Genomic DNA, 18,969 nt, shown 5'->3' on the forward strand with positions numbered 1-18,969 from the left:
CGGACCGACTGAACACGAACTTGGAAGAAACATGACGAAAAAAGTGGAACTGCTGGCGCCGGCGGGCAACCGGGAAAAGCTGGAAATCGCCGTTCATTACGGGGCGGACGCCGTGTATCTGGCGGGCAAGGATTTCTCCTTGCGGAATTTTTCCGGCAACTTCACCCTGGACGAATTGGGGGATGCCCTGGATTACGCCCACGGCCAGGGCGTCAAAGTATACGTTGCCTGCAACGCCTTCGCCCGAAACCATGAGCTGGACGCCATCGGGGAGTATCTGGCGGCCTTGTCCCGATTCAAGCCCGACGCCTTTATCATCGCCGATCCCGGCGTTTTCGCCATCGCCAAAGAGGCCGCACCGGACGTGGACATCCACGTGAGCACCCAGGCCAATGTCACCAGCATCGCCTCTGCCCGTTTCTGGAAAGGCATGGGCGCCTCCCGGGTGATTTTAGCCAGGGAGCTGCCCCTGGACCAAATCCGGGAGATCGCCGGGCAAAGCGGCATTGAAGTGGAAACCTTCGTCCACGGGGCCATGTGTATTTCGTACTCCGGCCGCTGTCTGCTTTCCGCATTCATGGCTAACCGGGATTCCAACCGGGGCCAGTGCTGCCACCCCTGCCGGTGGAAATACCACGTGGTGGAGGAGCTTCGGCCCGGCCAGTATTATCCCATCGTGGAGGACGACCGCGGGGCGTATATTTTCAACTCCCGGGATTTATGCCTGTTGGAGCACTTGCCCAAATTGATCGAGGCGGGCATCTGCTCGTTCAAGATCGAGGGCCGCATGAAGGGCGTGAACTACCTGGCCTCGGTGGTGAAAACCTACCGGGAGGCCATAGACGCCTATTACGACGACCCTCCCGGCTTTGAGGTCAGGCCGGAGTGGCTGGAGGAGCTTTCCCGCATCAGCAGCAGGAAGTATTGCACGGGGTTTTATTTCGGCGATCCCAGGGACGTGGAGCCCAACTACGAAAACACCTCGCCGGACACCATCCATCGGTTCGCCGGCAAGATTCTGGGCGTGGACGGCGATTTGTGCGTCCTGGAGGTCCGGAACAAGATTTTCCAGGGCGACCCGATAGAAATCCTGCCCCGAAAAGGGCCGGCCGTTGCGGACGCGGTGCAGGAGATTTTGGGCCTGGAGGATCGCACTCCCAAGGAATTGGCCCAGAACAACACCACGGTTCTGGTGCGGCTGTCCCGGACTTACAGCCCTAACGACCTGATGCGCATGGGCGTGGAGTCCAGCTATCAATACAGGGAGTAGCGCTGGACCATATTACTGGTTGAGTAAAAAAAGGCGCTTTTCGTCGCGGAATGGACGAAAAGCGCCTTTTGAATTTGGGGAGAAATTAGAGCTTGAAGCGGCTGGTTTTGTCTTCCAGGGTGTCTCCCAACTGCTGGAGGCCCAGGGTGAGCTGTTCCAGGCGCTGGGAGCTTTCCAGGTTTTGGCCGCTGGCGTCCTTGATGCTTTTCATGGCCATGTCAAGCTGCTCCATGCCCGCCAGTTGCTGGCGGCAGGAGGAGGCGATCTGCTGGGCGGAGCGGACCGAGGCTTCAATGCTGGCCGAGAGCTTCTTGATGGTGTCGCCTGTCAGGCCGGACAGGGCCACGCCTTTTTCCACGGCCTTGGCGCCGCGCTCTGCGGCCAGGATGGCGTCGTTGGTGGCCTTATGGATTTCGCCCAAAAGCTGCCTGACCTGGGCTGTGGACTGCTTGGACTGGTTGGCCAGGTTTTTGACTTCCTGGGCGACCACGGCGAATCCCTTGCCGAACTCTCCGGCCTTGGCCGCCTCGATGGAGGCGTTTACGGAGAGCAGGTCGGACTGGTTGGCGATTTCGTTCACGGAATTGATGATTTCCTCGATATTCAGGGTCTGGTTGCTCAACTGCATGATGCTTTGGGCGATGCTTTCCATTTCCTCCCGGATCAGATCCATGCCGGCTGCAGCCTCTTCCGTCACTTCCATACCTTTTTGGGAGACCTCCACCATGCTGTCGGCGTCGTGAGTTACCTGTTCGGCCTTTTCGTTGGAAAGGGAAACGGTCTGCTTGACCTCCTCCGTTGTGGTGCTGACTTCCGTGACCGTGGTGGTTTCCTCAGCGGCGCTGGCCGCCATTTGGGCGGCTGTGCTGGTGACGTCGGCGGTGAAAGCAGCCAGGGAGTTGGCCGCCATGGTGATATCCATGATCATGCCGTGAAGAGTGGACATGAACTGATTGAAGCACCTGGCCAGTTCGCCCATCTCCCCCTTGTCGTCCTCGGGCAGGCGGGATGCCAGATCGCCGCCTCCCTGGGAGATTTCCTTCAAGCTCGCCACAACCCGGTTCACCGGCATGATGATGGACCGGGACAGGGCGAAGGCCAGGAACAACAAAGCCCCCAGGCTGACCAGACTGGACAGGACGCTGACCGTGCCTTGCCTGCGAGAGGAAGCGTTGATGCGTTCATTGGAGTATTTGGAAATGTCTTCAGTGACCTTCAATAGTTTATTCTGGGTGTCTTGTAACGGTTGTTCTAGACGCTGAATTTCTTTCCAGTATGTATGAATCTTGGCTTCCAGGGCCAGGACGTTCGGCACTTCCGTAAGCGCCGTCTTCCACATTTTGTCGTATTTTTCCGACTTCAGAGTTTTGAGTGTGGTTTCAATGTTGCGGCTGCGCAGCGCCACATTATCCTTGAAAGCCTCCACTTCCTTTTTGTAGAAGTCCTCGTCTCCCTTTAATAATAGGGCCTGGATGTTGGAGGTCAACTCGTCGCCCAGCCGGAGGATGTCTTTGGTTTCGTTTCTCAGGCCGGTCCTGGTGGGGTCCAGAGTCTGGCCGCTTTCCATGAGCAGCATGGCCTCTTTCATGTTCACATCATCGATGATGGCCTGAAACCTGCCTTCCGTCAGGGTGATTTTATCGATGATGGTGTTTTGGTCGTCATGCATATTCTTGACGTTAAACGCCATTTCTTCAAAGCGCTTTTTGTGCTCAAGAACCTGTTCGGACATCTTAGCGGTCAGAGACTGGATTTTCGAGTCCTTGGATTTTTTGGACAATTCCTTGACCTGTTTTTGCACGCTGGCTTCGATAGCCCCCAAATGGTCCAGAGTCTTTTTCGAGGGATCGTTTATGTATAAAGCTTCGTAACGCATTCCTTCCATTACTTGCCGGCTGATTTGGTGGCTGGCTCTTTCCAACTCCATGTAATGGGTCTTTTGCCTCGCAAACAGCCCGTTGAACCAAAGAGTAATGACCATCAGGCCTACTGCAAGCACGGCGAAAAGGATGATGCGTGCACTGATACTGGAAAAATTGATTTTTTTGATCTGCATGAAATGCCACTCCTAATCAGGTCAGGGCGCAGTCCTGTCCTGTTGGGGAAACTGCCAAAAAACGAATTGCATGGGAGTATTAAAGCCGGGTTCCGGAAAAGCGATCATTGATAGCGCAGAAAGCGGAAAGGCTGGAAAGAACCTTAGGCGCCGCCTGGAACTGGTAAACGATGGTTTATACACTGCCATTACAAACTACATGCCCCTGAAACAATACTGCATGGAAAGACGATAAAAAAGGATTACAAAAGACTGCTTAAACCCCCAATGGTCAAGCCTCCCAGAATCCTTTTACTGGCGACTCATACCATGAGGCGCTTTCCATGACAAGAAAAACCATCATAATTGTCTGCGTCCCCACCATTAATCAACCTGTTGCTTTTTGTAGGGAATTGAAGATGTGCCCCTGAACGGACGTCAATTTTCCGCCTTAAAAAAAGAGGACTGCAATCGCCGCACAGGAGGGGGATCACTTTTTTTTTCGCGCTGGCAAGGAGCGTCTGAGGGCCTGAAATAAAGCAGCCGGGGGCGCCCTTGCTGGCCCCCGGCTGTTTAGCGTGCAGGAAATTCCGCTAAAATTTCCTTACAGCTTAAATCGTTTGGTCTCGCTCTCCAGCGCATAACCCAGGTCGCGCAAACCCTTGGTGAGTTCTTCCAGGCGTTTGGAGCTGTCCAGGTTTTGGCCGCTGGAAACGCTGATGCTGCGCATGGCCATGTCCAACTGCTCCATGCCTGCAAGCTGCTGTCTGCAGGAGGAGGCGATCTGCGCCGCCGACCTGACGGAATGCTCTATGCTTTGCGTCAGTTCCTCGATGGCTTTTCCCGATTCCAGGGAAAGGCTTTTGCCTGCTTCCACGGCTTTGGCGCCCCGTTCGGCCGCCATAACGGCTTCGTCCGTGGCTTTATGGATTTCCTGAAGGATGCGGCGCACCTGGTTGGCCGACTCCCTGGACTGGTGGGCCAGGTTTTTCACTTCCTGGGCGACCACGGCGAAGCCTTTGCCGAACTCCCCGGCTTTAGCGGCCTCGATGGAAGCGTTGACCGAAAGCAGGTCCGACTGGTTGGAAAGCTCGGTGACGGCGTTGATGATTTCTTCTATACTTTGGGTTTGTTCGCTCAGCTTGATAATGCTCTGGGCGATGTACTCCATTTCCTCCATGATGGCGGCCATGCCGTCGGAGGCTCTTGTCGTGACGTCAATGCCCGCCTGGGAAACCTGGGACATGGCGTCGGACTCCTGGGCCACCATTTCGGCTTTTTCGCTGGAAAGAGCCACGGTTTGCTTAACCTCTTCGGTGGTGGTGGTCACTTCCGAGACGCTGGTGGTTTCCTCTGCGGCGCTGGCCGCCAGCTGGGACGCCGTGCTGGTGACCTCAACGGTGTAGGCGCCCAGGGATTGGGCGGCCTCGGAGATCCGGTTGATCATGGTGTGCTGTTTTTCAATAAAGAGATTGAAATACTTGGCCAGCTCCCCCATTTCCGAATCGTCTTTTATGGTGAGGCGGACCGTCAGGTCGCCTTCTCCTTCCGAGATGTTTTTAAGCCCCTCCACCACCATTCTGACGGGCTTTACAATGGAGCGGTGGACGGCGAAGCCCAGCAGGATCATGAATCCCAGGCCCGTGAAAACCACGGTGTAGCCTACGGCGTGCTGAATGCTTTCGCTCATGAAAATGCTTTTTTCCGTGTGCTCAGCGATTTTTTCCGCCGCTTCCCGGACTCTTTTCCGGGTTCCCTGGAGTTCTATGGCCAACTGTTTTTTCTTTATGCACTTGTCGATAATGGCTGCTTCCAGGGCCAGGAATTCGTCCTTGGCTGCGGAGAATTTTTCAGCCAGGTCTGCATATTCCTGCTTTGGCATGGCGGCTAAGCCGTTGATGGTGTTGGTCACATGCAACTTGAAGTTGTCAAGCGTCTCCCGCCGCCGGGCCATATACTCTTTTTCCTGCTCTTCGCCGCGGTCAACATGCATGTATACCAGGGCGCGTACGTGGGCCAGAACCTGTTCCGTAGCGCGCAGCAGGTCTTTAGCCTCATCGCGGAGCCCCGCCAGAGCCGGATCCAGGGTTTTGCCGCCGGACATCATCAACTGCACTTCCTTTTGATTGATGCTGGCTATAAAGTCCTTCAGCGCCTGGCTTTCCTGTTCGGCCTGCGCCGCCAAGGCGTTTTCGTCCTTGACGATTTGCTGCGTGTTCTCGGCTGCTTTGTCGAAATTCTCGGCATGTTCTTTTAAGCTGACTTCAATGGCTTTGCTGAGCTCTTCAACGGTGGGGCCGGCGTCTCCCCCCATGGCAGCCTGCCAGGTTCCCTGAAGCGTATGCTTGATATCCACCCAAAGGGGGTTGCCTGCCTTTCCGGTCGCTCTTTTTTGAATGCCTTCCGTAGCGCTGCTAATGGACTTGGAAAGGCCTTCCAACTCCGATAGGGTTTCTGGGTTCGGGTTGTTCATGAACCGTTCTTCCAGCTTCATGCTTTCCACCACGTTGAGGGTGATGGCGTGGCTCATGCGTTCGACCCGGGTAGCAGTGGTTTTCCGCAAGTTCAGCACCCCGTTCATTCCGGCGATGACTCCCATGAGCAACAAGCCCATAAAGGTCAAAAAGGTGATGCGTCTTCCGATGCTGGATAACCTGATCTTGGATAAGAACATAACTTAACTCCCGCCCGCCCGGCGTTCCGGCGGGCAATCAAAATGGCGCAAAAAGAGATAATCCCCGGTTTGCATTATTCCGTATAGGCGCCGGCGCCCATGCAGTAATGCTGGCCGGGAACCTTAAGCACATAGGTGGCTTTCTTTTCGGGCGTGGTTTCTCCGGGCTTGGGCCAGACATACTCCACCCATCCTTCTCCGGGATCCATGGCGACTCTGATGAATTCGGCGAAAAACATCTTGCCGTTGGCGTCCTTGGCGCTCATGGCCCAGTCCTTGCCCACGAGTGCGGGATTGACGGGGTGGGCGGAAACCAGGCGCTTCTCCAGGTCCAGGCAGAATACGTAGGAGTCTTTCCATATATACGGGCTGTCGGGGTTGTTCAGGGTTTGGATGGCCTTTTCCATTCCGACTTTTTGAGCCATTTCCACAGCCTGCTTCACTTTGGCCACGCATTCCTCCTTGACGGCCTGTTCCTGCGCAAAGGCGGGAACGCCTATGGTTAAAACCACGGCAAGACATACAACCAACCAGCCCAATCTATGCATTGCTTTCATACTCCCTCCCTTTTTTAATGGGTCGCCGCTTTGCATGGCCTATAAAAAAGATTAGGAAGAACAGCGCGGTTCATCGCCGCTCCTCCATTTCCAATCACTGCTTCAGCGGCAGCCCTGCTAATGATTCCCGGAAGACGGGATCTGTGTGAAACAGGTGGTGGTTTTGGAAAATACGGCGGACAGATTGGTTATGCGGCGATTCCTGGCGAGTCGTGCTCATGGCTGTGGGCAAACTATCCATCAAACCTGCTACCATTACTGCTGTTATAGCCGTCTGCACACCGGGGCCTCCCCCGTATGCGATGATTTTCCTTGGAAAAAACCAACTCTATTTTGTTATTGACAAAGGAACCTGAAAAAATGAAGCCGGTTGGAGTCTGGACTCCCGGCCGAAATTCCGAACTAGTTATCTTGAGCCTATGGTGACAAAATTTTGAGAAAATTGCAACGGATTTTATGAAATGGGAACCAGGAAGAAACTGTTTTTAACAGGTGTTTTATCATGTATAACGGCCTTTGTAGTCTAAAATGAAAATATTATCCCTGCAATATCCTTTGAAATCAATGTGTACCATGTATAATGCTAATCAATATACGAACTTCGTCAGGCCCCGCAGGAATGTTGACGATAATTAAATTTACATTCCTTCAGGCCTTTCCCGCCGGCCGAAACCGCCCTTTCCACAATTCCAGCCGCCTGCGCCGGTCTTTTGCCCCCAGTCCTTGAAACGGCCGTCAACAACCTCGTCTTTGAGCGGCGCCGGCAAACATAATTCCGGCGAAACAAAGATTCTGGCATACGTGTTTGTAAAGGGGGCGTAGGCTTGGTTTAGCGGCGCTTATGGGGGGAGACAAAAAAAGGGCCGGAAAACCCGGCCCTTGGAGTTGCAAATGATTGTACGGAGAGGACTGCGCGCACCCTCACGCCGTCGGGGGAGGGGCTTTTCCCCGGTCCGCTAAGCGACTTGGGCGCCCTCCGCTTCCGCTTGAGGCTTTGCATCGTCCCCGTCTTCCGCTTTTCTCAATTCATTGAATTTCTGGATTTCAGGGGAAACCTTGTTGATCCAGGCTTGGGCCTCTTTCAGAAAGGTGGCTTCCAAATGGCCTGTTTTCAGCTTTTTATAAAAACGGTCCATGAACAGGTGGAAGGGTTCTTTCCATTCCGGGCCTGTCTCGCTTACGGTTTTTAATTTGGGTTTGATGCGCTGAGCCGCCAGGTCGAACCTGCCGGCGCCCAGGAAATTCCTGATCCTCTGGCAGGTTTTCACGGGCTGGGAAACCAAGTCATTGAAATCCACCACGATGGACGGATATTTTCTTTTTGAGAAATCGGCCAGAAATTTGGCGTAGTTGATTAAAAAGACCTGTCCGGGAGGGTAGTAGCCCACCAGTTTTTTGCCGTGGGACTTCCGGTTGGTTTCGTCCAGGATCGTGGCGGAATTATGCTGCTCCCGCCAATCGCGGGTCATGAGAATGCATTTATGCATGTATTCGATATCGGTGGTGGCCAAGCCGTGGGTGAAGACCTTGCAGGCTTTCAGCTGGGTGGCTTTGGGGTCCAGCTTGCAGTTTTCCTTGTTGACGCCTTTGTCGATCCATCGGGATTCGTAAAAGCCTTCCTTATTAAGGTGGTTGTTGGCGCCTTTCCAGGCTTTGGGGAATTTTTCCCCCAGAACGTCGAATCCCGCTTCCTCCATGATTTGCATCATAAGGCTGGTGCCTGTTCTGTATGTACCTGATATAATGATCATAGTTCGGTCGTTCTCCCTTTGGTCTTATATTGGCTTGATAGAGACGGCCTCATTCCTGGTGAAAGGGAGGTCCACCTCATAGAGAAAATGTGTTGTTTTGAATCGAATACGTTCGGGCTTTCCCGCTCTCTCGGGTCTTTTTAGGGAAGATTGCAGTTCCAGGGCCTTTTTTACCAAGGCCGCCCGGTCGGAATCCGCATGGCCGCTAGAGTTATACAGCCCCTCCAGAAAACGGTTTTCCTTGTTTGCCGTGAATACATGGCAACCGGTCCTGTCTCCCCACAAAGTTTCTTTTTTTGCTGCGGCGCCGATTACATCCTCTTCATTGGAAAAAAAGAACATATCAGACGAGGGGAATGTTCCATTGAGTTGGGCGTATATTTTTTCCGGATAGTACAAATCCGGCTCCACATCATCCACAAGGCTGTCGAATTTCCAAATAAAGGAAACGGCGAGACCGTTAATTTGCACAGAGACCCTTCTGGGGGGTTTGATGTAATCCACCTCCCCAATAGAGGAGTCATCCACAACAAGGCCAAAAAGGCCTGGCCAAAATGCATTGCAGATATGCACCATGTTGCCGCCGTGAGAAAAGCCGGCGGCCATGATCCGTTCCGGAACGACTCCGTTGCCTTTCAAGGATTCCAGAGCTTTGACAAAACCCGTTAATATGTCATAGGCCTGCAGAAAAAACACATGTTTCAGGCCTCGGGGAGTTTGCTTGAATGAGCATAGCAACTCCGGGTGAACATTCCCTTTTTTGCATTTTGCGATCAGTTCCTGCAAATCCATCCCGTTTTTGAACGCGCCCGAAATTCCGTCCTTCAACCCGCCGGGGAGGCGATAATTGTGCCTGGGGGACGGAATATTCAGAAAGTCGGTCATGAAGCAGTTGCTTTCAATGCATACGGCGTTCAGTTCGTCCGCCATCCATTGTCTGGTTTTCGCCATTGCGGGGCTTTCAACGTGGAGGAAGGCCCCTCTTGACAATAGGATGATTAATGGATTTTCCGGCGCGCCTCCGGTAGGCTCCGTTATAATTGTCGTCACTTTGTAAGGATCCGCGTAAGATCCTTCTCTATCCCACACGATTTTGCCTGGAACGTCACTCATAAGTTTATGCGCTTTGCTGGAACAACATGGGCGTCACCATGGCCTTGGGAGGCTCTTTGGGCGTCGTGGTGGCCAGCTTGCGCGGCACGACCGTAAGTTCCTTGACAAATTCCTCTTCAAAGGCTTCCTGGGCTTCCTGCATGCTCACGCCCAGCACTTCCTTGGCCTGGGCGTTTTGTTCGTCCGTGAAAGAGATTTCCTTGTTCCGATTGCGCAGGAATTTTTTCTGGAATTCAAACATGCTCCGGGACCGGTCCGAAATGCCGATAAAGCTGCAGATGGCTTTGCGGTGCAGGTCCGGGTGCTCCACCAGGTTTTGGTGGTGCAAAAGCAGGAAGCGGTCCCTGTCCAGGGTGCGCACGCCTTTCAGGAACGCTTTGTACAACTCATTATTGAAGCAGACGATTCTCTGGAAGACGTTATAATCCTGCCAGGCGTCCTTAAGGTCGTGGGGGACGTGCACGGGCAGGGCTTTCTTGCCCTCATCGTCCAGCCAGACGTCAAACAGGTCCGCCCAGGTTCCGGGCTTGGACGTGGTGGCGCGCACCCAGGAGCGGACCACATACTGCATGGGCCTGTATGTGAGCAGGATTTTGGCTTTGTCCAGAACGCCGGCCAGCCTGGGAAAGCAATAGGCCACCTCGGGGTGTTTCATGGCCAGCCTGTGGCGTTGGTGAAAATGCTCGATGGGCAGGGTGTAACGGCCCAGGTCGTTGATGACGAAACGCTTGTCGCCCCGGTAGGTGAAGCGTTCGTTTTTGAATCCGTTGCCCAGAATTTTGGTCAGGCCTACAACATGTTCGCCGTCGAATACTCCGTTGGCGATAATGCCCCTGGCCGTGTATTGGGACAGCTCCGGGTTCTTCACATAGGCGCATAAGCCGGTTTGGCCGGCGAAATAAAAGATGGAGGTGTGCTCCCTTTCCAAAAAGTCGCTGACCACGCAAATTTCTTCATGGGAGTTGATGAAATCAGTCAGAATGGTTGTTCCGCCCCGGTATGGACCGCCCACGATAACCATGTTATCCAGGATTTTTTCGCGGGTTTCATCGCAGCCCACGCTGCGGCGGTTTCCGTGCATGGGGATGGTTTGGAAGTTAATTTGATTATCGCCCAATGTGCATTACCTCCATCAAAAAGTATAAGTATAAGAATTAAAAGTTCTTTATAGAAAAAATGGCTTGATAGCGCAAGGGAAAACATGAAGTGACAACTTGGGAGTGAGGTATTTCACAGCGTGAAAAAGAGGCTGGACGGCCGCCGGGCGGAAAGTTCAGAAAATGCTACTCCAAAAAACCCACAAACTCCAGCACCTCTTCGGAAGACGCTTTGACAATCCATGCATCGTTCAGGCCCATCTTTTCCCCCAATTCCTGCTGTATTTCCCGGGTGATTTCCAAACTGGGGAAGAATCCGACCCTGAGCCTTTTCCAAACCGTGTCCTCGGTTACAAATTTGGTGATGTAGCAGTAATAGCCCTGGTCCATGAGGGCCAGGGCCAGTTCCGACAGATCCCTGGACTGGTCCCTGGACATGACGTTGATGGTCCAAAAATTCCGGAATTCGCGGTTGATCTTCCTGGCGCGCTCCTTCACATTGCTGGGGTGCACAATGGCGATGCTCAGGCCCGGAGGCAGCGGGGTGAAGGGCAGATCCATATCATGGGGGATGGTGTCCCGAATTTCCTCAATATTATAGTAGTACAGTTGGGGCCACTTAAGGCAAGAGCCGTACACATCCAGGCTGGCGGCCATGTCGCAAAGGGTATCGCCCTTTTGCGTAATGTGGATGGTGTACTGCAAAGGCGTTTCCGCATCCAGGGATTGCTCCCATGCATAAGACGCAGGAGCGCAAGGAATCATGAGAGAGGTCAGGATTCCAGCCAGGACAAAAGCCTTTGTTGCCAAGCTGAGGGAAAGTCTTATTGTAAGCATGGACCGGCTATATCACATGCCGGCAAAAATGCAAAGCAGGTATTGCATTCTAACTTACAATTTTTTAACAAATCGGCCTTGAAAGGCATAGCTTGCGGCTCGCCGCCGCCCATGGTAATCTGGGGTCAAGAGCGAGCAACGTGAATATTGAAAGACCAGGGGAGGCTGTCGTATGGCTCAGAGTCAAAAAGTGGCGGGAAAGATCAAGGCGGAAACCTATAACGGATTTGAACAAGGTCCCATAAGGCCGCCCAGCGAGGCGCGCAGCCTGCTTATTCGGGTGTCCCGAAACTGTCCCTGGAACCGGTGCACTTTTTGCCCGGTTTATAAAGGCTCCAAGTTTTCCCTGCGGTCCAAAGACCATGTTATCGAAGACATCGAGGCCGTCCACAGGTATCTTGAAAGAATCCTGCCTATGCTGGAGAAACAGGACCGCATCACGCACCAGGAGCTTCAGGAGGCCGTGCGCACGGTAACCCCCCATGACCCCTCGGCGTATCAGGCCGCCATCAACTGGATCAACTACGGCATGGAGTCCATTTTCATCCAGGACGCCAACAGCCTGATTATCAAGCCCAAGGACTTGATTGAAATCCTGCAGCATTTGCGCAGGAGGTTCCCGTGGACCAAACGCATCACCTCTTACGCCCGGTCCCACACCATCGCCCGAATCAGCCTGGAAGACCTGACCGCCATGGCCGAGGCCGGGCTGAACCGCATCCATATCGGCATGGAGTCCGGATCGGACAAGGTATTGAAACGGGTGAAAAAGGGCGTGGACAAAGCGACCCATATTAAAGCCGGAAAGCTGGTGAAGGATGCGGGCATGGAATTGTCCGAATACGTCATGCCCGGATTGGGCGGACGGGATTTGAGCGAAGACCATGCTTTGGAAACCGCGGACGCCCTCAACCAGATTAATGCGGACTTCATCCGCATTCGCAGCCTGGCCCTGCCGCCCAACGCGCCCATTTATCAGGAGCATCAGGAAGGCGCCTTCGACCTTCTCACCGGAGTGGAAACCGCCAAGGAGCTGCTTTTGTTCCTGGAAACCCTGGACGGCGTTACCAGCTATTTAAAGAGCGACCATATTTTGAACCTGTTTGAAACCCTGGAAGGCCGCTATCCCCAGGACAAGGAGAAAATGACCGGCCAGGTTAAGGATTTCCTGGCCCTGCCGCCGGATAAACAGGTTTTGTATCAGGTGGGCCGGCGCGCGGGCATATTCCGGGGGCTGGAAGACCTGAAAGATCCGGGGCAGCTTAGCCAGGCTCAGGGCGTGGTCAACCGCCTGGGCGCCAATCCGGAGAATGTGGATTCCATCATTTACGAACTCATGCAGCGGTTCGTGTAAAGGCCGGCCAGGCCGGGAAAACCGGGAGGCGCCATGGGCGGCCTGTACATCCACGTTCCCTTTTGCAAGAAAAAATGCCGGTATTGCGATTTTTACTCGGTGACGGATGACTCCGCAATGCCGGCTTACATTCAGGCTTTAAAACGGGAAATGCAAATCAGGGAATGGGATGCAGGCCCCTTTGACACCGTGTTTTTCGGGGGCGGCACCCCTTCGGTTCTGCCTCCCGGCCGCGTTGCCGAAATCCTGGAAAGAGCCAGCCTGATATACGGAATCGCCCCGGACGCGGAAGTTACCCTGGAAGCCAACCCCGGCACTGTCTCCCAAAGCGATCTGGAGGCCTTTCGCTCAGCCGGAGTCAACCGGATAAGCCTGGGCGTCCAATCTCTGGACGATCAAACCCTTCAATTTCTCGGCAGGATTCACAGCGCTTTCGAAGCCAGGCTGGCTTTGGACTGGGCCATGGAGGCCGGATTTGATTCCGTAGGGTGCGACCTGATTTACGGAGTTCCGGGCCAGACAAAAAAATCCTGGACCAAGGACCTGGAAGGCGTGCTGGCCTACGGCCCGGACCATTTGTCCTGCTACATGCTCACCATAGAAGAATCCACCCCCCTGGGTCTCATGCTGGAGCGGGGGGAGTTCTCCCCCATGGACGAGGGCAGGGTGGGGGAGCTTTTTCTCCACACCTCGGACTTCTTGGAAAACGAGGGATTTCTCCATTACGAGATATCCAACTTCGCCCGCGGGCGGGAAAAAACCTGCCGCCACAACCTTCACTACTGGAACCACGCCCCTTATCTCGGTCTTGGACCCGCCGCCCATTCCTATTCGGGCGAAACAAGGCAATGGAATATTTCCGACCTGGACCAATATCTGGAGTTGATTCAAGCCGGAAACTCAGCCGTTGAGGAAGAGGAATCCCTGACCACCTCCCAGCATATGCTGGAATGGCTGTATGTGGGCTTGCGCCAGGCAAAAGGTATTGAGGCCCGTGACTTTTTGCAGCGGTTCGGCAAAGGGTTTTTGGAGATTTTCGGCCCGGACTGGAAACGTTTGCAGGACGAGGGCCTGGCCAAAGATTCCTCCCAATCCTTCGCCTTGACCAAAAAGGGCATGCTTTTTTCGGACGGCGTCTGCCAGTTGCTGGCTAATTGCTTGGAATAGGCGTAACGGCGTTTGCATTGTAAAGAGCGGCGTTTGGAATCCAAATAGGGCGCCATGGTTGCCGCGCCCAATCTTTGCGAGTATATTAATTCAATCTCACAAACTGAACGGGAAATGTCTGTGCGCGTGATTTCAGCGTAACGGGCGCGGATTTCTTCATTGTTGAATCCTTTTATGAAACGGGAGAAGAAATATGAGTCGAATTTTGACGGTATTGATGCTGTGCCTCATTGCTTTGGGCTGCGCAACCGGAGGCGCCGGAAACGCCCAGGTGTCCAGCACGGACCCTGAAGCTGTTTTGAATAAAACCTGGCAATGGACCGTCATCAGCGGGCCGCAGCACGACGTCGCGGTGATCGGCCCTGAGCGTTACACGATCTTTTTGGCTGACGGCCGTGCGCAGGTGAAGTTTGACTGCAACGGGGGCGGCGGGACTTATGAAATCAGCCGGGGCAGACTTTCTTTCGGCCCCATGATGTCCACCAAAATGTTTTGCCGGGATTCGCAGGACATCATTTTTGCGGATAATTTGCAGAATGCCTCCTCGTTTAAAGTGGAGGACGGCGTTTTATATTTGACCTTGGCCGATAACCAAACGATCATGCAATTCCGTCAGGCGCCTAATGAATAGAACCAAAACAGCTTCAAGGATGAAACGGTAGGGATTGCCTGGCATTCGTCCCTGAAAAACAAAAAAATCCCCGCACGGGCTTTGAGAGCGTGCGGGGATTATTGATTTAGCGTTATGTCTGCGTTGCTTAGGTGGACAAGGTTTCGATCAACTTGTCCAAATAGAACCGGGCGTGGCTGATGGGCGCGGCCATGTTGGCGCGGTGGTTGGCGATGAAGCCGTCCATGGCGCCTTCGGTGACAAGCCAGGGATCCATTTCCTTGGCCAGGGCCAGGGAATGGATGGCGTGTTCGACCAATTCTTCTCCGTGCCTGGGCTCCAGGGTTTCCTGGAAGTCCACCAAAATGCCTTCCAGCATGGTGTGCACGGCGCTTGCCACGCCCTTGGAGTAGTACAGATAGTTGTCCGCGCTGAAGGTGCTGACTTCCTCGCCGTTGTCTTCATGGGACTTGACCAGGTTTTCGTCACAGCTTCCCAGAAGGTCGCGGTAATCCTTAAGCAGGGGAATCAGGTTGTCGGATCTGACGTAGAACCTGGCCTGGCCTTTTTTCAGGCGCTCCTTGTACTTTTCCATTTCCTTGAGGCCCGTGGAGTAGGCGCCTTCCGCGGAGGGAAAGACAAGGCTTTTGGCGCCGATCATGAACTGATTCATGGCCAGCTCCAGGTTGGGGTCGAAGGAGTCGGTGTCGCCGGTGCGGGAAAGGCGTTTGGCCAGGTTTTCCGTGGTCCGGCGCGTGGCCTCCAAAACTCCCAGTTGGAATTCATTGACGTTGTCCGTAAACTGGCGGGTGATGTCATTGGGACGCCAGCCCCAGAACCGGTCGTCCAGTTCGTATTGCATGGGCTTCATGGCCTGCTCCACAAAAAAGACGCCCTTGGGAAAGTTGGAATGTACGACCGGAGCGGCATGCGAAGAAGCTGCAGGCGCGGCCTTGTGCGTTGTTTCCTCCTTGACGGCCGGAGCGGCGTGGGACTCCGTGTTTGATGCGGTTTCATGCGCGGCAGCGGCTGCCGTATCCTGGGAGACCGCTTTCGCAGGCGTTGTTGTGTGGCTGCTGACTGCCGCATGCGAGTTGGAGGCGGTCTGGTATTGGGGGGATTCCACGCCGCCGGAGAAAACCATGATGGACAGCAGAATCATAAAAACCACCATGCCTATGAACACATAGGCCATGTGCTTCCTGTCCTGCATCCAGATCCAGAGGGCGGATCCCCATTGGCTTATTTTAGCGAGAATAGCATCTTTATCCATGGTAATTTTCCTTTCCGGTTTCCAATAGGGCGCTTCAAAATTGTTTTATCGCAGCTTCCGGTTGTCCCCCACCCGCAAGGTGAGCCTGATGGAGTCGAAATGCTCCATAAGAGGGATGACGTATTTTCTGGAAGCTCCGGTCATTTCCTTGAACTGGGGCATGGAAATCTCCCCGTTTTCCTTTAAAAAGGCCGTAAGCCTGTCCTTGAGGTCCTGGATGGCGCCAGCGTCAAAGTACAGATCCTCCTTGACCTTGACGATGGTTTGCTCGCTCACCATATGGGAAATCAGGTCTTTGGTCTTGGCCGGATCCAGGGACATGGTTTGGACGATCTCCTTGAGATACGGAGGCATGAGCTTGCCGTCCTTGTACGCCTTGGCGATGTTGGCCCGGACTTCCTCCTGGTCCTGCTGCAGAGAAACCGTGTGGGACGCCAGCCGGATCAGGTCCTCTTCCAGGACGGCCAGGCCCGCGGAGGTCATGATTTCCAACAGCATATGAAAGGTTTTGGCGCTCAGGATCGGCGGGAACTTGCTTTTAAGCTCTTCCTTGGGCATGCCGTTTTTCAGGGGATTGGCCTTGTGGTAATCCTCCATATAGGAGACGGCCCGCTTTTCCAGGGAGTCCATGATTTTTTTGTGCAGGTAGGTCTTGCTCTCCTTGTCCACGGTCACCAGGGTTTTTTGGGACAGGAGCTTGTTCGTCATTTCCTGCAGCTTCTTGGCCGGAAGATTGGTCATGACCAGCAATTGGGCGAAAGACGCGCCCGCATAACTGGCGCCCGAAACAAGCTGGCTGACCATTTCCATGGGATCAGCGTCCAAAAGCATTTCCAGGTGCTCAATCACTTCGGGCCTGTTGGCTTTATGCTTGACCGGGACCGGGTTTAAAATGCGGCCGCCGCCGATGGTGTCCACCGGGGAATAGCTGCGAATGACAAAATGGTCGTCCTTGACCACGGTCACGGGAGCGTCCAGCCGCATTTGGGCCAAAGCGCTCTCTCCGGGAAGCAGTTCGTTTTTGTTCAAGAGGATTACGTGGCCCATGATTTCGCTGGAACCGGTGTGAAAACGCACCTTTTGCCGGGTTTTGATGGGCTTGGTCAGGCTCTTTAAGGCGTTCAGCTGAATGTCCACCATGTAGCTGGGGAACAGGGCGCCCGGCGAGGCCAAAACATCGCCCCGATTGACCGATTCCTTTTCCAATCCCTGGAAGTTGATGGCCGTGCGCATGCCGGACTGGGCTTCGTTCATGGCGTCGTTATGCACCTGAATGCCCCGGACCTTGGACATGACGCCCGAAGGATAGATCTCCACGGGATCGCCCACCTGAATCTTTCCGGATGTCAGGGTTCCTGTAATGACCGTGCCGAATCCGTGCATGGTGAACACCCGGTCCACGGGCAGGCGGAACAGCCCGGAAGGCGGAAGGTCAGGGACTTTTTCGCAAATGGAGTCCAGGACGGTCTTGAATTCGTCCATACCCTGGCCGGTGACGGACGAAACATGGACAATGGGGGCGTCTTCCAAAAAGGTGCCCTGGAGATATTCCATGACGTCCTCGGTCACCATCTCCAGCCATTCCTCGTCCACCATATCCGATTTGGTCAAAACCACCATGCCGTGCTCGATGGCCAGCAGCGAGCAGATGTCCAAGTGCTCCCGGGTCTGGGGCATGACGCCTTCGTCCGCGGCGATGACCATGGCCACCACGTCGATTCCCGTGGCGCCGGCCACCATGTTTTTTACGAATTTTTCATGGCCGGGCACGTCCACAATGCCCACCCGCTGCCCGCTGGGAAGGTCAATGGACGCAAAGCCCAGTTCAATGGTGATTCCCCGGGCCTTCTCCTCCTGGAGGCGGTCCGTGTCTATACCCGTAAGGGCTTTAATCAGGCTTGTTTTGCCGTGGTCGATATGGCCGGCGGTGCCTAAAACGATTTGCTTCATGATGCGTCGGATTTATCGTTTGATTGTTTTTTTCTGAAATGCTCCCGGATGTATACGATTCCCAACAAAAAGCATCCCAGAACAATTCCCCACGCAAGATGAACCTCCGGGCGAAAAAGGCGCATGAGGACGACGGAAAATATGATTGTAAGTACTATTCGGATTGTTAAAATCACGCTTTAACTCCTGCCCTGGTAAAATTCCGTACAAGATAAAATCTATATAATTTATGGGTCAACGCGTCAATGATAAGTTTGGCGCCAACCCTGGCGTGGAAAAGGGCGAAAAGGAGGGCGATGGCAAATAACCGGGAAGCATAGGGCAAGGGGAGCACCGGAAGGCGCCGGCTGATGCCAAGTTGCGGCCATTCCAGTCATTTGCGCATTCACTTTCAAGACTTTGTATCCAAATCCAGCCTCCCTCCACGGGGATGACGGAGGATGGCGGCCGTAGCAGCCGTGCTGTTTTGTTGGGTTTCGCGGCGGCGACGCAAACGTTAAAACCGATTTAGGCGGGATGCACTTTCTTTACTTCAAAGAGCTATTTCAGCGCTCTACCCCAACCTACATTTTATCCATAAAAAGGGGAGGTTGGGTAGAGCTTGCGGAATTTTATCAAAGAAGGGCTTCATCCCCCGCCGGAATAGTGGTTAACGCCTGAAACATACGCGCGAAACCCAACAAATGGATTTACGCCCCAAAAACTCTCCTTCCCCCTTATAAGGCCGTCACCCCGGCAAGGGCGATCCGCTTTTCAGGATCGTCCGCAAGCCGGGACCCAGCGTCATTCCTGGACTCGCCCGGGAATATGATTACTTGTTTGAAGGCGCCTTGGTATGGGATATATGACGCCGCCTGCGGCCTTGGCCGTGTTTCAAAAGGACTATCCCGGATTTTCGCCCTAATTTCTTTTTGTTGGATTTTTGTAAGCCTATTTTCACGAAACCAATAAAAAGGCTTGAAATGCCCGAACGGCTATGGTAACTCTCGCCCGTCACTACATGGTGGGTGTAGCTCAGTTGGTCAGAGCGCCTGGTTGTGGCCCAGGAGGTCGTGGGTTCAAATCCCATCACTCACCCCATATTTTTTTTGCAATCAAGGGGATTTTTTCCCCTTTTTTTTGTTTCCCAACACAATTTCATAGGATGTCTCCATAAAACACGTAGAGCGCTGTCGCCGGATAGCCCAGGAAAACAAATACGCCCTGGAGGATTTGAATCCGCGTCCTTTGCCTATGCGCGACTGCAGGTTAGTCAATTAATCAAAGACGTCCCCAAAAACA

General features: G+C 53.9%; 13 protein-coding genes and 1 tRNA gene. 5 read left to right on the top strand and 9 right to left on the bottom strand.

Translation table 11 applies throughout. The features are described from left to right. Nucleotides 1–31: 31 nt before the first annotated feature. Entirely contained in the window at nucleotides 32–1,270 is a 1,239-nt protein-coding gene (locus tag BUE18_RS14960; protein ID WP_073476913.1) for a peptidase U32 family protein, read from the top strand. Nucleotides 1,271–1,355: 85 nt separating this feature from the next. Here BUE18_RS14960 and BUE18_RS14965 read toward each other — a convergent pair whose 3' ends face one another. From BUE18_RS14965 to BUE18_RS14995, 7 genes are all read right to left on the bottom strand, one after another. Continuing rightward, nucleotides 1,356–3,326, bottom strand: a complete 1,971-nt coding sequence (locus tag BUE18_RS14965) for a methyl-accepting chemotaxis protein (protein WP_073476914.1) — start codon at nucleotides 3,324–3,326, stop codon at nucleotides 1,356–1,358. 583 nt (nucleotides 3,327–3,909) lie between these two features. Continuing rightward, the gene (locus BUE18_RS14970) at nucleotides 3,910–5,979 is read right to left on the bottom strand and encodes a methyl-accepting chemotaxis protein (RefSeq protein WP_073476915.1); all 2,070 of its coding nucleotides are present in this window, start codon (nucleotides 5,977–5,979) and stop codon (nucleotides 3,910–3,912) included. 74 nt (nucleotides 5,980–6,053) lie between these two features. Continuing rightward, nucleotides 6,054–6,536 (bottom strand): cache domain-containing protein, encoded by a 483-nt coding sequence (locus BUE18_RS14975; RefSeq protein ID WP_073476916.1) that lies wholly within the window; start codon nucleotides 6,534–6,536, stop codon nucleotides 6,054–6,056. 956 nt (nucleotides 6,537–7,492) lie between these two features. Beyond that, nucleotides 7,493–8,287 carry a hypothetical protein gene (locus BUE18_RS14980; protein ID WP_139264757.1) on the bottom strand — a complete coding sequence of 265 codons (795 nt, stop codon included), beginning with the start codon at nucleotides 8,285–8,287 and terminating at the stop codon, nucleotides 7,493–7,495. Between the two features lie 24 nt (nucleotides 8,288–8,311). Continuing rightward, nucleotides 8,312–9,238 carry a hypothetical protein gene (locus BUE18_RS14985; RefSeq protein ID WP_139264758.1) on the bottom strand — a complete coding sequence of 309 codons (927 nt, stop codon included), beginning with the start codon at nucleotides 9,236–9,238 and terminating at the stop codon, nucleotides 8,312–8,314. Nucleotides 9,239–9,404: 166 nt separating this feature from the next. Further along, nucleotides 9,405–10,517, bottom strand: a complete 1,113-nt coding sequence (locus BUE18_RS14990; protein WP_073476918.1) for a sulfotransferase — start codon at nucleotides 10,515–10,517, stop codon at nucleotides 9,405–9,407. 166 nt (nucleotides 10,518–10,683) lie between these two features. After that, complete coding sequence (locus tag BUE18_RS14995) at nucleotides 10,684–11,334, bottom strand: SPOR domain-containing protein (protein ID WP_170868377.1); 651 nt, start codon at nucleotides 11,332–11,334, stop codon at nucleotides 10,684–10,686. 172 nt (nucleotides 11,335–11,506) lie between these two features. Here BUE18_RS14995 and BUE18_RS15000 point away from each other — a divergent pair, with 172 nt between their 5' ends. From BUE18_RS15000 to BUE18_RS15010, 3 genes are all read left to right on the top strand, one after another. After that, nucleotides 11,507–12,688 (top strand): radical SAM protein, encoded by a 1,182-nt coding sequence (locus tag BUE18_RS15000; RefSeq protein ID WP_073476920.1) that lies wholly within the window; start codon nucleotides 11,507–11,509, stop codon nucleotides 12,686–12,688. 33 nt (nucleotides 12,689–12,721) lie between these two features. Then, nucleotides 12,722–13,855, top strand: a complete 1,134-nt coding sequence (gene hemW / locus BUE18_RS15005; RefSeq protein ID WP_073476921.1) for a radical SAM family heme chaperone HemW — start codon at nucleotides 12,722–12,724, stop codon at nucleotides 13,853–13,855. Between the two features lie 193 nt (nucleotides 13,856–14,048). Continuing rightward, nucleotides 14,049–14,486, top strand: coding sequence for an META domain-containing protein (locus tag BUE18_RS15010; protein WP_083611048.1), 438 nt, complete (start codon nucleotides 14,049–14,051; stop codon nucleotides 14,484–14,486). Between the two features lie 127 nt (nucleotides 14,487–14,613). Here the strand turns inward: BUE18_RS15010 and BUE18_RS15015 are convergent, their stop codons facing one another. Together BUE18_RS15015 and selB are read right to left on the bottom strand one after the other, a co-directional pair. Further along, the gene (locus tag BUE18_RS15015) at nucleotides 14,614–15,738 is read right to left on the bottom strand and encodes a DUF2333 family protein (RefSeq protein ID WP_073476923.1); all 1,125 of its coding nucleotides are present in this window, start codon (nucleotides 15,736–15,738) and stop codon (nucleotides 14,614–14,616) included. Between the two features lie 45 nt (nucleotides 15,739–15,783). Then, nucleotides 15,784–17,688, bottom strand: coding sequence for a selenocysteine-specific translation elongation factor (gene selB, locus BUE18_RS15020; protein ID WP_073476924.1), 1,905 nt, complete (start codon nucleotides 17,686–17,688; stop codon nucleotides 15,784–15,786). A 1,003-nt stretch (nucleotides 17,689–18,691) separates the two neighbouring features. Between selB and BUE18_RS15030 the strand changes: the two genes are divergently transcribed. Beyond that, a tRNA-His gene (locus tag BUE18_RS15030) sits at nucleotides 18,692–18,768 on the top strand. The last annotated feature ends 201 nt before the right edge of the window (nucleotides 18,769–18,969 follow it).

It is taken from the genome of Desulfatibacillum alkenivorans DSM 16219 (assembly GCF_900142135.1).
Lineage (GTDB): Bacteria > Desulfobacterota > Desulfobacteria > Desulfobacterales > Desulfatibacillaceae > Desulfatibacillum > Desulfatibacillum alkenivorans.

Coding starts and splice junctions, on each gene's coding strand:
- BUE18_RS14960 (WP_073476913.1), top strand. CDS start 32: ATGACGAAAAAAGTGGAACTGCTGGCGCCGGCGGGCAACCGGGAAAAG.
- BUE18_RS14980 (WP_139264757.1), bottom strand. CDS start 8,287: ATGATCATTATATCAGGTACATACAGAACAGGCACCAGCCTTATGATG.
- BUE18_RS14985 (WP_139264758.1), bottom strand. CDS start 9,238: ATGGCGAAAACCAGACAATGGATGGCGGACGAACTGAACGCCGTATGC.
- BUE18_RS14970 (WP_073476915.1), bottom strand. CDS start 5,979: ATGTTCTTATCCAAGATCAGGTTATCCAGCATCGGAAGACGCATCACC.
- selB (WP_073476924.1), bottom strand. CDS start 17,688: ATGAAGCAAATCGTTTTAGGCACCGCCGGCCATATCGACCACGGCAAA.
- BUE18_RS14965 (WP_073476914.1), bottom strand. CDS start 3,326: ATGCAGATCAAAAAAATCAATTTTTCCAGTATCAGTGCACGCATCATC.
- hemW (WP_073476921.1), top strand. CDS start 12,722: ATGGGCGGCCTGTACATCCACGTTCCCTTTTGCAAGAAAAAATGCCGG.
- BUE18_RS14975 (WP_073476916.1), bottom strand. CDS start 6,536: ATGAAAGCAATGCATAGATTGGGCTGGTTGGTTGTATGTCTTGCCGTG.
- BUE18_RS14995 (WP_170868377.1), bottom strand. CDS start 11,334: ATGCTTACAATAAGACTTTCCCTCAGCTTGGCAACAAAGGCTTTTGTC.
- BUE18_RS15015 (WP_073476923.1), bottom strand. CDS start 15,738: ATGGATAAAGATGCTATTCTCGCTAAAATAAGCCAATGGGGATCCGCC.
- BUE18_RS15000 (WP_073476920.1), top strand. CDS start 11,507: ATGGCTCAGAGTCAAAAAGTGGCGGGAAAGATCAAGGCGGAAACCTAT.
- BUE18_RS15010 (WP_083611048.1), top strand. CDS start 14,049: ATGAGTCGAATTTTGACGGTATTGATGCTGTGCCTCATTGCTTTGGGC.